Consider the following 12820-nt stretch of genomic DNA (forward strand, 5'->3'; position numbering starts at 1 on the left):
TCGATGCACAGCGCATGACATCTCGGTCGGCCCCCTCTCCCTGCGGGAGAGGGCTGGGGTGAGGGCTGCCATTTCAAGCCGAGCGATGATGTCTCAATCAGCCCGGTTCAGGGATGTCCGCTACTCAAGCGCCAACCTCACAACGACAGCAATCCGCTGTACAAACCATAAGCCGCCAGCCCCGCGCCGATCACCACGCAGGTGAAAATGCCCTTCTCAACGTGGGTGAACAACGGCTCGCCCGCCTCATGCTTGGCCTTGGCAAACAAAATGACCCCCGGCGCATATAAAAGCGCCGACAGCAGCAAATACTTCACCCCGCCGGCATACAACAACCACACCGCATAGCACAGGGCGATGCCACCAATCAGCAGATCCTTGGTGCGTTCAGCCGAGGCGTGTTCGTAGGTTTCGCCACGTCCGCTGAGCAACACCGCGTAGGCCGCCGACCACAGATACGGCACCAGGATCATCGACGAGGCCAGATAAATCAGGCTGGTGTAAGTCCCGGCCGAGAACAGCGTGATCAGCAGAAAAATCTGGATCATCACGTTGGTCAGCCACAACGCATTGACCGGCACATGGTTCTTGTTTTCCTTTTTCAGGAACGCCGGCATGGTCTTGTCCTTGGCCGTGGCGAACAGGATCTCCGCACACAGCAGCGCCCAGGACAGCAACGCACCGAGCAGTGAAATCGCCAGACCGATGCTGATCAGCAACGCACCCCATGGCCCGACGATGTGTTCCAGCACCGCCGCCAGCGACGGGTTCTGCAGGGTGGCCAGTTCCGGCTGGCTCATGATCCCCAGCGACAGCACGTTGACCAGCACCAGCAACGCCAGCACACCGATAAAGCCGATCACGGTGGCGCGGCCGACGTCGCTGCGTTTCTCCGCCCGCGCCGAGTACACGCTGGCGCCTTCGATGCCGATGAACACAAACACGGTGACCAGCATCATGTTGCGCACCTGATCCATCACCCCGCCGAAACTCGGGTTGCTGCGGCCCCAGATGTCGCGGGTGAAGATGTCAGCCTTGAACGCCACGGCGGCGATGACGATGAACATGATCAGCGGCACGATCTTCGCGACCGTGGTGACCTGGTTGATGAACGCCGCCTCCTTGATCCCGCGCATCACCAGAAAATGCACGGCCCACAACAGAACCGAGGCGCAGCCGATGGCGATCGGCGTATTGCCTTGGCCGAACACCGGAAAGAAGTAGCCAAGGGTGCTGAACAGCAACACGAAATAACCGACGTTGCCCAGCCAGGCGCTGATCCAGTAACCCCACGCCGACGAAAAACCCATGTAATCGCCGAACCCGGCCTTGGCATAGGCGTAAACGCCGGAGTCCAGCTCGGGTTTGCGATTGGCCAGGGTCTGGAACACGAACGCGAGAGTCAGCATGCCGATGGCCGTGATGCCCCAACCGATCAGGATCGCCCCGGCATCGGCGCGCGCGGCCATGTTCTGCGGCAACGAGAAAATCCCGCCGCCAATCATCGAACCCACCACCAGGGCGATCAACGCACCAAGGCGCAGCTTTTGCGTGGTTTGCGACATTCCAGTCTCCCCGGAAACAACTGCTGAAGTTTATTTACAGCCCGTATTAACTAAACGGATAAAGCGCCACGACGTTTATTGGATAACACCGAAAAACGCCAACTTATATATAGCCGATGACGCTAACGCGTAGCACGTTAAGACAGTTTTGTGCGCTGATCCTAATAAATCAATTCTGTACTGAAAACAGATGGCGAAAATTTGCCAAACCCGGAAAAAGAACTAGCGTGATAATTCGAAAGTAATAATAGCCATTCCCAAAAACTCATAGCAAACCCTTCTAGGACGGGGCTTCCAGACAATAGCCTTATGCCTGCACCCGAGCCCTAAGTCATTCATTAACAATGGAATGTGGCCATGCACTGATCTATGTCAGTTGTTCGAACAGTAAACAGTCCTACGCTGTGAACTCTTCTCTCCTGCAATGGAGTCATGCAATGTCTGAAGCTCCCGGAAAACTACGATTAGGTGCACTGGTTGCATTGGTAGTCGGCTCGATGATCGGTGGCGGGATATTCTCTTTGCCACAAAACATGGCCGCCAGCGCCGACGTCGGCGCGGTGCTGATCGGTTGGGCCATCACCGCTGTCGGCATGCTCACCCTCGCTTTTGTCTTCCAGACCCTCGCCAACCGCAAGCCTGACCTGGACGGCGGTGTCTACGCCTACGCCAAGGCCGGTTTCGGCGACTACATGGGTTTCTCGTCCGCCTGGGGTTACTGGATCAGCGCCTGGCTGGGCAACGTCGGTTACTTCGTGCTGCTGTTCAGTACTCTCGGCTACTTCTTCCCGGTTTTCGGCGAAGGCAACACCGTTGCTGCGGTGATCGGCGCATCGGTGCTGCTCTGGGCCGTGCACTTTCTGGTGCTGCGCGGAATCAAGGAAGCGGCGTTCATCAACCTTGTGACTACGGTGGCCAAGGTCGTACCGCTGCTGCTGTTCGTGTTGATCGCGCTCTTCGCCTTCAAACTGGACATTTTCACCGCTGACATCTGGGGCGTGAAAAACCCCGATCTGGGCAGCGTGATGAACCAGGTGCGCAACATGATGCTGGTCACCGTGTGGGTGTTCATCGGCATCGAGGGCGCGAGCATCTTCTCCGCCCGTGCGGAAAAACGTTCGGACGTCGGTAAAGCCACCGTGATCGGTTTCATCACTGTGCTGCTGTTTCTGGTGCTGGTGAACGTGCTGTCGCTGGGCATCATGACTCAGCCGGAACTGGCGAAATTGCAGAACCCGTCAATGGCAGCCGTGCTTGAGCATGTGGTCGGTCACTGGGGTGCAGTGCTGATCAGTGTCGGTCTGATCATCTCGTTGCTGGGGGCGCTGCTGTCGTGGGTGCTGCTGTGCGCGGAGATCATGTTCGCTGCCGCCAAAGACCACACCATGCCGGAGTTTCTGCGCAAGGAAAACGCCAACCACGTACCGGTCAACGCCCTGTGGCTGACCAACGCGATGGTGCAGATTTTCCTGATCATCACGCTGTTCTCGGCCAGCACTTATCTGTCGCTGATCTACCTCGCCACCTCGATGATTCTGGTGCCGTACCTGTGGTCGGCGGCGTATGCCCTGCTACTCGCAGTGCGCGGCGAGACCTACGAAGGCTTCGCCGCCGAGCGCCGCAAAGACCTGATCATCGGCGGCATCGCGCTGATCTACGCGGTGTGGCTGCTGTATGCCGGCGGGGTCAAGTACTTGCTGCTCTCGGCCCTGCTCTACGCACCCGGCGCGATCCTGTTCGCCAAGGCCAAGCTGGAACTCAAACAAGCGGTTTTCACCAACGTCGAGAAGCTGATTTTCGCCGCGGTGGTCGTCGGTGCCCTGGTGGCAGCCTACGGTCTCTACGACGGCTTCCTGACCCTGTAATTGCCCAAAGTTTTATCTCTGGAGGATCACTGCAATGACCACGGAAAAAGTTAAGTACGGCGTCCATTCCGAAGCCGGCAAACTGCGCAAAGTCATGGTCTGCTCCCCTGGTCTGGCCCATCAGCGGCTGACCCCGAACAACTGCGATGAACTGCTGTTCGATGACGTCCTGTGGGTTGCCCAGGCCAAGCGCGACCACTTCGACTTCGTCACCAAGATGCGCGAACGCGGGATCGACGTGCTCGAAATGCACAACCTGCTGACCGACATCGTCGCCATCCCTGAGGCGCTCGACTGGATTCTTGATCGCAAGGTCACCGCCGACTCGGTAGGCCTGGGCCTGATCAGTGAAGTGAAATCCTGGCTGAAAAGCCTCGAGCCACGGCACATCGCCGAATACTTGATTGGCGGCGTGTCTGCCGATGATCTGCCGGACAGCTTCGGCGGCAAGACCATCCAGATGTTCCGCGACTTCCTCGGCCACTCCAGCTTCATTCTGCCGCCGCTGCCGAACACCCAGTTCACCCGCGACACCACCTGCTGGATCTACGGCGGCGTGACGCTGAACCCGATGTACTGGCCGGCGCGCCGTCAGGAAACCCTGCTGACCACCGCGATCTACAAATTCCACCCACAGTTCACCAACGCTGATTTCGAGATCTGGTACGGCGACCCGGACAAGGACCACGGCAGCTCCACCCTTGAAGGCGGCGACGTCATGCCAATCGGCAACGGCGTGGTGTTGATCGGCATGGGCGAGCGTTCGTCCCGTCAGGCCATCGGCCAACTGGCGCTGAACCTGTTCAAGAACAAAGCCGTGGAAAAAGTCATCGTTGCCGGCCTGCCGAAATCCCGCGCGGCGATGCACCTCGACACCGTGTTCAGCTTCTGCGACCGCGACCTCGTGACGATTTTCCCTGAGGTGGTCAATCAGATCGTCGCCTTCACCCTGCGCCCTGACGAAAGCAAACAGGGCGGCATCGACATCCGCCGCGAAGAAGGCACTTTCCTCGACACCGTGGCCAAAGCCCTCAACCTGCCGAAACTGCGCGTGGTGGAAACCGGCGGCAACAGCTTCGCCGCCGAACGCGAGCAATGGGACGACGGCAACAACGTGGTGGCTGTGGAGCCGGGCGTGGTCATCGGCTACGACCGCAACACTTACACCAACACCCTACTGCGCAAGGCCGGTGTGGAGGTCATCACCATCAGCGCCGGTGAACTGGGCCGTGGCCGTGGCGGCGGCCACTGCATGACCTGCCCGATCATCCGCGACCCAATCGATTACTAATCTTTGAGCCTTGGCCGTGACTTATCGAGCGCGGCCAAGGGGATAACCGAAACCCAAGGAGATCCATCATGGCTTTTAACATTCACAACCGTAACCTGCTCAGCCTGGAACACCACACCCCACGTGAGCTGCGTTACCTGCTCGACCTGTCCCGCGATCTGAAACGCGCCAAGTACACCGGCACCGAGCAGCAGCACCTGAAGGGCAACAATATCGCCCTGATCTTCGAAAAAACCTCGACCCGTACCCGTTGTGCCTTCGAAGTCGCCGCCTATGACCAAGGCGCCAACGTCACCTACATCGACCCGAATTCCTCGCAGATCGGCCACAAAGAAAGCATGAAAGACACCGCCCGCGTGCTGGGGCGCATGTACGACGCCATCGAGTACCGTGGTTTCAAACAGGAAATCGTCGAAGAGCTGGCGAAGTTCGCTGGCGTACCGGTGTTCAACGGCCTGACCGATGAATATCACCCGACGCAAATGATCGCCGACGTTCTGACCATGCGTGAACACGCCGACAAGCCGATCCATGAAATCAGCTACGCCTACCTCGGCGACGCGCGTAACAACATGGGCAACTCGCTGCTGCTGGTCGGCGCCAAACTCGGCATGGACGTGCGCATCTGCGCGCCCAAAGCCCTGTGGCCGCATGACGATCTGGTCGAGCGCTGCCACAAATACGCGGAAGAAAGCGGTGCGCGCATCACCCTGACCGAAGACCCGAAAGCCGCAGTCAAAGGTGTCGACTTCATTCACACCGACGTTTGGGTATCGATGGGCGAGCCGGTTGAAGCGTGGGCCGAGCGTATCCAGCAATTGCTGCCGTACCAGGTCAACAAAGAGCTGATGAAAGCCACCGGCAACCCGCGCACCAAGTTCATGCACTGCCTGCCGGCGTTCCACAACAGCGATACCAAGGTCGGCAAACAGATCGCCGAACAGTATCCGCACCTGGCCAACGGCATCGAAGTCACCGACGACGTGTTCGAGTCGCCGGCCTGCATCGCCTTCGAGCAAGCGGAAAACCGCATGCACACCATCAAGGCGATTCTGGTCTCGACCCTCGCTGATCTGTAACTGCAACAGCTCCCACTGAAGGAACCGGTACCAAAGGTGGGAGCTAGCCTGCTAGCGAAAGCGGTGGGTCATTCAACAGAGATGTCGACTGATCTGACGCCTTCGCGAGCAGGCTCGCTCCCACAGGGGATCCCGGTTCCGACAGGAAGATCGAGTTGTTTGCCTCTTCTCTGATTAAAAGGACATGCACCATGCGTATCGTCGTAGCGTTGGGCGGTAACGCCCTGCTCCGCCGTGGTGAACCGATGACCGCTGACAATCAGCGCGCCAACATCCGCATCGCCACCGAGCAAATCGCCAAGATCCATCCCGGCAACCAACTGGTCATCGCCCACGGCAATGGCCCGCAAGTCGGCCTGTTGTCGCTGCAAGCGGCGGCCTACACCTCCGTCACCCCTTACCCGCTGGACGTGCTCGGTGCTGAAACCGAAGGCATGATCGGCTACATCATCGAACAGGAACTGGGCAACCTGCTCGACTTTGAAGTGCCGTTTGCCACCCTGTTGACCCAGGTTGAAGTCGACGCCAACGACCCCGCGTTCAAGAACCCGACCAAGCCGATCGGCCCGGTCTACGACAAGGCCGAAGCGGAAAAACTCGCCGCCGACAAAGGCTGGGCGATTGCCCCGGACGGCGACAAATTCCGTCGTGTGGTGGCCAGTCCACTACCAAAGCGCATCTTCGAAATCCGCCCGATCAAGTGGCTGCTCGACAAGGGCAGCATCGTGATTTGCGCCGGTGGCGGCGGCATTCCGACGATGTACGACGAGAACCGCAATCTCAAAGGGATCGAGGCGGTGATCGACAAAGACCTGTGCTCGTCGCTGCTCGCCGAGCAACTGGAAGCCGACTTGCTGGTAATCGCCACCGACGTCAACGCGGCGTTCATCGATTACGGCAAACCAACGCAACAAGCCATCGCCGAAGCGCACCCGGATGAACTCGAACGCCTCGGTTTCGCCGCCGGTTCCATGGGACCGAAGGTGCAGGCAGCCTGCGAATTCGCGCGCCATACTGGCAAGGTCGCGGTGATCGGTTCGCTGGCGGACATCGAAGCCATCGTTCAGGGCACCGCCGGTACTCGCGTGAGTACGGCGAAGCCGGGCATCAGCTATCGATAATTAGAAACTGCGGGGGCAGGCCAAAGGTCTGCCCTTCTCCCATGCCTTGAAAGGAGAAAACCATGGCCCAGTTTGAACCTGGTCATTTGCATATTGAGCGGCACGCGTTGACCGACGATGACGTCAATTACAACGTCTGCCTCGACTATGAAGTGTTCACCGATCCGCAAAAAGGCAAAGGGATACAGTTCACCCTGCACGGCAATATGCAGGGCAAGGACATGAACGAAACGTTTTTCCTGCCCAAGGAAGAGGCTTACAACTTCGCCCGCGACGTGACCCGGATCGCCGAGAAGTACGGGATTCCCAAGGCTCACAGCCAGATCGGTTCGGTGCACAAGCATTACGACTTGATGTTTGAAGACATCCGCAAGCAGTTGAATATGCAATCCGGGGATCCGGTCAATCCTGAGCATTTCGAATAACCCGCAAAAGCCCCTCACCCTAGCCCTCTCCCAGAGGGAGAGGGGACTGACCGAGGTGTACGCCGGCAGACATCGACCTGGAAGACCGAGTCGATTATGGATTCACAGCCGTATTTTCAGGTCGGCGTATCTCATGAGCATCCCACAATCGGCCCCCTCTCCCTCCGGGAGAGGGTTGGGGTGAGGGTGTTTTTGATTTAAGGCATACTTGCCACCCTCCGCAATCCAGAACCCAAAACCGCCCCATGCGTATCCACGTCAGCTTCATCGACCGCGTCGGCATCACCCAGGAAGTCCTGGCTATCCTCGGTGGGCGCAACCTCAATCTGGATGCGGTGGAGATGATCCCGCCGAACGTCTACATCGACGCGCCGACCCTGAGCCCGCAAGTGCTCGAAGAGCTGAAGGATGCGTTGTTTCGTGTGCTCGGCGTGGAAGCGGTGACGGTGGTCGACATCCTCCCTGGCCAACGTCGGCACTTGCAGCTCGATGCATTGCTGGCGGCGATGACCGACCCGGTGCTGGCACTCGACAGCGCCGGCAAGGTGCTGCTGGCCAACCCGGCGTTGATCGCGTTGTATGGTCGCGAACCGGCCGGTGAAAGCGTTTCGGAATTGTTCAACGATTCAGCCCTGCTCGACACCCTGCTCGAACACGGCTTCCGTCTGCCGCTGCGCGAGATCACCGTCAACAGTCAGACCTGGTTGCTCGACGCCACGCCGATCACCGACGCCGGCGCCCTGCTGACCTTGTATCAACCGAACCGTATCGGCGAGCAACTCTCGGCATTGCACCACGACCACGCCGAAGGTTTCGATGCGCTGCTCGGCGAATCCCCGGCGATCCGCACCCTCAAGGCGCGTGCGCAAAGAGTTGCCGCCCTTGATGCACCGCTGTTGATCCAGGGCGAAACCGGCACCGGCAAGGAACTGGTCGCCCGTGCCTGCCACGCCATCAGCGCTCGCCACAGTGCACCGTTCCTCGCCCTGAACTGCGCGGCCCTGCCGGAGAACCTCGCCGAAAGCGAACTGTTCGGCTACGCCCCCGGCGCCTTCACGGGAGCAGCGCGCGGCGGCAAACCGGGGCTGATGGAACTGGCCAACCAGGGCACGGTGTTTCTCGATGAGATCGGCGAGATGTCGCCGTACTTGCAGGCCAAGCTGCTGCGCTTCCTCAACGACGGCAGCTTCCGCCGGGTGGGCGGTGATCGTGAAGTAAAGGTCAACGTGCGCATCCTCAGCGCGACGCACCGCGATCTGGAAAAAATGGTCAGCGAAGGACTGTTTCGCGAAGACCTGTTCTATCGCCTCAACGTGCTCAACGTTGAAGTGCCGCCACTGCGCGAACGCGGGCAGGACATTTTGCTATTGGCCCGCTATTTCATGCAGCAGGCCTGCGCGCAGATCCAGCGCCCGGTCTGCCGCCTCGCCCCGGGCACCTATCCGGCCCTGCTCGGCAACCGCTGGCCGGGCAACGTGCGGCAATTGCAGAACGTGATCTTCCGCGCGGCGGCGATTTGCGAGAGCAGTCTGGTGGATATCGGTGATCTCGACATTGCCGGCACCTCGGTCGCGCGTCAGACCGACAGCGATGTCGACAGCCTTGAACAAGCGGTCGAGTCCTTCGAAAAAACCCTGCTGGAAAAACTCTACGTCAGCTACCCCTCGACCCGGCAACTGGCCAGCCGCCTGCAAACCTCGCACACCGCGATCGCGCATCGCCTGCGCAAGTACGGCATTCCCAACAAACCGTAAGCCGAACGCGGTTCCCTGTAGGAGCTGCCGAAGGCTGCGATCTTTTGACTTTGGATGGGTATTGTCCGGGACAAGATCGCAGCCTTCGGCAGCTCCTACAGTCCGGGTTTCCAATCCGACATTGGTATTTCCTGCTTAAAAGCGACCTTAACCTGTACTGAAAGCGCTACAGTGGAACGATATCGCTACACCCTCCTCCGATCACTGCTGTGCAAGGCTTTGATCCACTTCAGCTTTTATCCGCGCCCCATGCTGTAGCGATTTCGCTACACATGCAGTCTGAACAGACCTTCGATAACGATACAAGCCATTGATTTATAACGATAAATCAACATTGGCCGCGTTCTTGCTAATCATCCCCTCATAAATAAGGGCCTTCGCGCCCGACTATTCCACCGCGTCCACCAGACGAGTCTGGCCCCCTGAGGAGTTTCCATGAGCGAGTTGCGTTTTACTGAAGATCACGAATGGCTGCGCACCGAAGCTGACGGCAGCGTTACTGTCGGCATCACCGCTTTCGCGCAGAACGCCCTGGGCGACGTGGTGTTCGTGCAACTGCCTGAGCTGCAGGCTTACGAAAAAGGCGCCGAAGCCGCCACCGTGGAATCGGTGAAAGCCGCCAGCGGCGTGTACATGCCTCTCGACGGCGAAGTGCTGGAAACCAACCCGGCGCTGGAAGACGCTCCGGAACTGGTCAACGAAGATCCGCTGGGCGAAGGCTGGTTCTTTCGCTTCAAACCTAGCGACGCCGCCGCTGTCGGCAAATTGCTCGATCAAGACGCGTACGACCGCCTGATCAAAGCCCAAGCCGAAGCCTGAGGAACACCGACATGACTCAAGTAAACCTTGGCACCGCCAACGAATTCATCGCCCGTCATATCGGCCCGCGCGCCGGTGACGAGCAAGCCATGCTCAACAGCCTCGGCTTCGATTCGCTCGAAGCCCTGAGCGCCAGCGTCATTCCGGAAAGCATCAAGGGCACCAGCGTGCTCGGCATGGACGACGGCCTGAGCGAAGCCGATGCCCTGGCGATGATCAAATCCATCGCCGGCAAGAATCAGCTGTTCAAGACCTACATCGGCCAGGGCTACTACAACTGCCACACACCGTCGCCGATCCTGCGCAACCTGCTGGAAAACCCGGCCTGGTACACCGCTTACACCCCATACCAGCCAGAAATTTCCCAGGGCCGTCTCGAAGCGCTGCTGAACTTCCAGACGATGATCAGCGACCTCACCGGCCTGCCGATCGCCAACGCATCCTTGCTCGACGAAGCCACCGCGGCTGCCGAAGCCATGACCTTCTGCAAACGCCTGAGCAAGAACAAAGGCAGCCACCAATTCTTCGCCTCGATCCACAGCCACCCGCAAACCCTCGATGTGCTGCGCACCCGTGCCGAGCCGTTGGGCATCGACGTTGTTGTCGGTGACGAGCGCGAGTTGACCGACGTGACGCCGTTCTTCGGTGCGCTGCTGCAATACCCGGCGAGCAACGGTGATGTGTTCGACTACCGCGAACTGACCGAACGCTTCCACGCCGCCAATGCACTGGTGGCCGTGGCCGCTGACCTGCTGGCCCTGACCTTGCTGACCGCGCCGGGCGAATTCGGCGCTGACGTCGCCATCGGTTCGGCGCAACGCTTCGGCGTGCCGCTGGGCTTCGGTGGCCCGCACGCCGCTTACTTTTCCACCAAAGATGCATTCAAGCGTGATATGCCGGGCCGTCTGGTCGGTGTTTCGGTGGACCGTTTCGGCAAACCGGCGCTGCGTCTGGCCATGCAGACCCGCGAGCAACACATCCGCCGCGAGAAGGCCACGTCGAACATCTGCACCGCACAGGTGCTGCTGGCCAACATTGCCAGCATGTACGCCGTGTACCACGGCCCGAAAGGCCTGACGCAGATCGCCAACCGCGTGCATCACCTGACCGCCATTCTGGCCAAGGGCCTGACCGCGCTGGGCGCGCAAGTCGAACAAGCCAGTTTCTTCGACACCCTGACCGTCGCCACCGGCGCGCAAACCGCCGCGCTGCACGACAAGGCGCACGCTCAGCAGATTAACCTGCGCGTCATCGACGCCCAGCGTCTGGGCCTGTCGGTCGACGAAACCACCACTCAGGCGGACATCGAAACCCTGTGGGGCCTGTTCGCCGACGGCAAGACCGTGCCGGACTTCGTGGCGCTGGCCGCTTCGGTGCAAAGCACCCTCCCGGCTGCGCTGGTTCGCCAGTCGCCGATCCTCAGCCACCCAGTGTTCAACCGTTATCACTCGGAAACCGAGCTGATGCGCTACCTGCGCAAACTGGCGGACAAGGACCTGGCACTGGATCGCACCATGATCCCGCTGGGCTCGTGCACCATGAAACTCAACGCCGCCAGCGAAATGATCCCGGTGACCTGGGCCGAATTCGGTGCCCTGCACCCGTTCGCTCCGGCCGCACAAAGCGCCGGTTACCAACAACTGACCAACGAGTTGGAAGCGATGCTCTGCGCCGCCACCGGTTACGACGCGATCTCGCTGCAACCGAACGCCGGTTCGCAAGGTGAATACGCTGGCCTGTTGGCGATCCGCGCCTACCACCAGAGCCGTGGCGATGAGCGCCGCGACATCTGCCTGATCCCGTCGTCCGCCCACGGCACCAACCCGGCCACCGCCAACATGGCCGGCATGCGCGTAGTCGTGACCGCGTGCGATGCCCGTGGCAACGTCGACATCGAAGACCTGCGTGCCAAAGCCATCGAGCACCGCGAACACCTCGCCGCGCTGATGATCACTTACCCGTCGACCCACGGCGTGTTCGAAGAAGGCATCCGCGAAATCTGCGGGATCATTCATGACAACGGCGGTCAGGTGTATATCGACGGCGCCAACATGAACGCGATGGTCGGCCTCTGCGCGCCGGGCAAGTTCGGCGGCGACGTCTCGCACCTGAACCTGCACAAAACCTTCTGCATCCCGCACGGTGGTGGCGGCCCGGGCGTCGGCCCGATCGGCGTCAAGTCGCACCTGACCCCGTTCCTGCCGGGCCATGGCCAGATGGAACGCAAGGAAGGCGCCGTCTGCGCGGCACCGTTCGGCAGCGCAAGTATTTTGCCGATCACCTGGATGTACATTCGCATGATGGGCGGCGCGGGTCTCAAGCGTGCTTCGCAACTGGCGATCCTCAACGCCAACTACATTTCCCGTCGTCTCGAAGAGCACTACCCAGTGCTGTACACCGGCAGCAACGGTCTGGTGGCGCACGAGTGCATTCTCGATCTGCGTCCATTGAAGGACAGCAGCGGCATCAGCGTTGATGACGTCGCCAAGCGCCTGATCGACTTCGGTTTCCACGCGCCGACCATGTCGTTCCCGGTGGCGGGCACGCTGATGATCGAGCCGACCGAAAGTGAATCCAAGGAAGAACTGGACCGCTTCTGCGACGCCATGATCCGCATCCGCGAAGAAATCCGCGCAGTGGAAAACGGCACGCTGGACAAGGACGACAACCCGCTGAAAAACGCTCCGCACACCGCGGCAGAGCTGGTTGGCGAGTGGACTCACCCGTACAGCCGCGAGCAGGCCGTGTACCCGGTAGCGTCGCTGATCGAAGGCAAATACTGGCCACCGGTCGGTCGCGTCGACAACGTGTTCGGCGATCGCAACCTGGTGTGCGCCTGCCCGTCGATCGAAAGCTACGCTTAAAAGAATGAGGGGCGGTTCGTCGGCCCCTCCGCTCGAC

Annotated in this window: 9 protein-coding genes; 8 read left to right on the forward strand and 1 reads right to left on the reverse strand. The window is 60.1% G+C overall.

What is annotated here, in order from left to right:
• Positions 1-137: 137 nt before the first annotated feature.
• Positions 138-1565 carry an arginine-ornithine antiporter gene (arcD, locus tag P3G59_RS22315; protein ID WP_277758992.1) on the reverse strand — a complete coding sequence of 476 codons (1428 nt, stop codon included), beginning with the start codon at positions 1563-1565 and terminating at the stop codon, positions 138-140.
• A gap of 437 nt (positions 1566-2002) precedes the next feature.
• On the opposite strand from arcD (P3G59_RS22315), the gene arcD (P3G59_RS22320) reads away from it, so the two are divergent.
• The 8 genes from arcD (P3G59_RS22320) (at position 2003) to gcvP (ending at position 12783) form a co-directional block, all read left to right on the forward strand.
• Positions 2003-3430 carry an arginine-ornithine antiporter gene (arcD, locus tag P3G59_RS22320; RefSeq protein WP_277758993.1) on the forward strand — a complete coding sequence of 476 codons (1428 nt, stop codon included), beginning with the start codon at positions 2003-2005 and terminating at the stop codon, positions 3428-3430.
• Positions 3431-3464: 34 nt separating this feature from the next.
• Positions 3465-4721, forward strand: coding sequence for an arginine deiminase (gene arcA / locus P3G59_RS22325; protein ID WP_277758994.1), 1257 nt, complete (start codon positions 3465-3467; stop codon positions 4719-4721).
• A gap of 68 nt (positions 4722-4789) precedes the next feature.
• The gene (locus P3G59_RS22330) at positions 4790-5800 is read left to right on the forward strand and encodes an ornithine carbamoyltransferase (RefSeq protein WP_064588896.1); all 1011 of its coding nucleotides are present in this window, start codon (positions 4790-4792) and stop codon (positions 5798-5800) included.
• A gap of 191 nt (positions 5801-5991) precedes the next feature.
• The gene (gene arcC, locus P3G59_RS22335; protein ID WP_277758995.1) at positions 5992-6921 is read left to right on the forward strand and encodes a carbamate kinase; all 930 of its coding nucleotides are present in this window, start codon (positions 5992-5994) and stop codon (positions 6919-6921) included.
• A 62-nt stretch (positions 6922-6983) separates the two neighbouring features.
• Entirely contained in the window at positions 6984-7346 is a 363-nt protein-coding gene (locus tag P3G59_RS22340) for a DUF5064 family protein (RefSeq protein WP_277758996.1), read from the forward strand.
• A 245-nt stretch (positions 7347-7591) separates the two neighbouring features.
• A complete protein-coding gene (locus P3G59_RS22345; RefSeq protein WP_277758997.1) occupies positions 7592-9100 on the forward strand; it encodes a sigma-54-dependent transcriptional regulator in 1509 nt (502 codons plus the stop codon).
• Between the two features lie 435 nt (positions 9101-9535).
• Complete coding sequence (gene gcvH, locus P3G59_RS22350) at positions 9536-9919, forward strand: glycine cleavage system protein GcvH (protein WP_277758998.1); 384 nt, start codon at positions 9536-9538, stop codon at positions 9917-9919.
• Positions 9920-9930: 11 nt separating this feature from the next.
• Positions 9931-12783, forward strand: a complete 2853-nt coding sequence (gene gcvP, locus P3G59_RS22355; protein ID WP_277758999.1) for an aminomethyl-transferring glycine dehydrogenase — start codon at positions 9931-9933, stop codon at positions 12781-12783.
• The last annotated feature ends 37 nt before the right edge of the window (positions 12784-12820 follow it).

This window comes from Pseudomonas sp. A34-9, from assembly GCF_029543085.1.
Taxonomy (GTDB): Bacteria; Pseudomonadota; Gammaproteobacteria; order Pseudomonadales; family Pseudomonadaceae; genus Aquipseudomonas.

Excerpts from the sequence above, each read along its gene's own strand:
- gcvP (WP_277758999.1), top strand. The coding sequence starts at position 9,931 with ATGACTCAAGTAAACCTTGGCACCGCCAACGAATTCATCGCCCGTCAT.
- P3G59_RS22330 (WP_064588896.1), top strand. The coding sequence starts at position 4,790 with ATGGCTTTTAACATTCACAACCGTAACCTGCTCAGCCTGGAACACCAC.
- arcD (WP_277758993.1), top strand. The coding sequence starts at position 2,003 with ATGTCTGAAGCTCCCGGAAAACTACGATTAGGTGCACTGGTTGCATTG.
- P3G59_RS22345 (WP_277758997.1), top strand. The coding sequence starts at position 7,592 with ATGCGTATCCACGTCAGCTTCATCGACCGCGTCGGCATCACCCAGGAA.
- arcD (WP_277758992.1), bottom strand. The coding sequence starts at position 1,565 with ATGTCGCAAACCACGCAAAAGCTGCGCCTTGGTGCGTTGATCGCCCTG.
- gcvH (WP_277758998.1), top strand. The coding sequence starts at position 9,536 with ATGAGCGAGTTGCGTTTTACTGAAGATCACGAATGGCTGCGCACCGAA.
- arcA (WP_277758994.1), top strand. The coding sequence starts at position 3,465 with ATGACCACGGAAAAAGTTAAGTACGGCGTCCATTCCGAAGCCGGCAAA.
- arcC (WP_277758995.1), top strand. The coding sequence starts at position 5,992 with ATGCGTATCGTCGTAGCGTTGGGCGGTAACGCCCTGCTCCGCCGTGGT.
- P3G59_RS22340 (WP_277758996.1), top strand. The coding sequence starts at position 6,984 with ATGGCCCAGTTTGAACCTGGTCATTTGCATATTGAGCGGCACGCGTTG.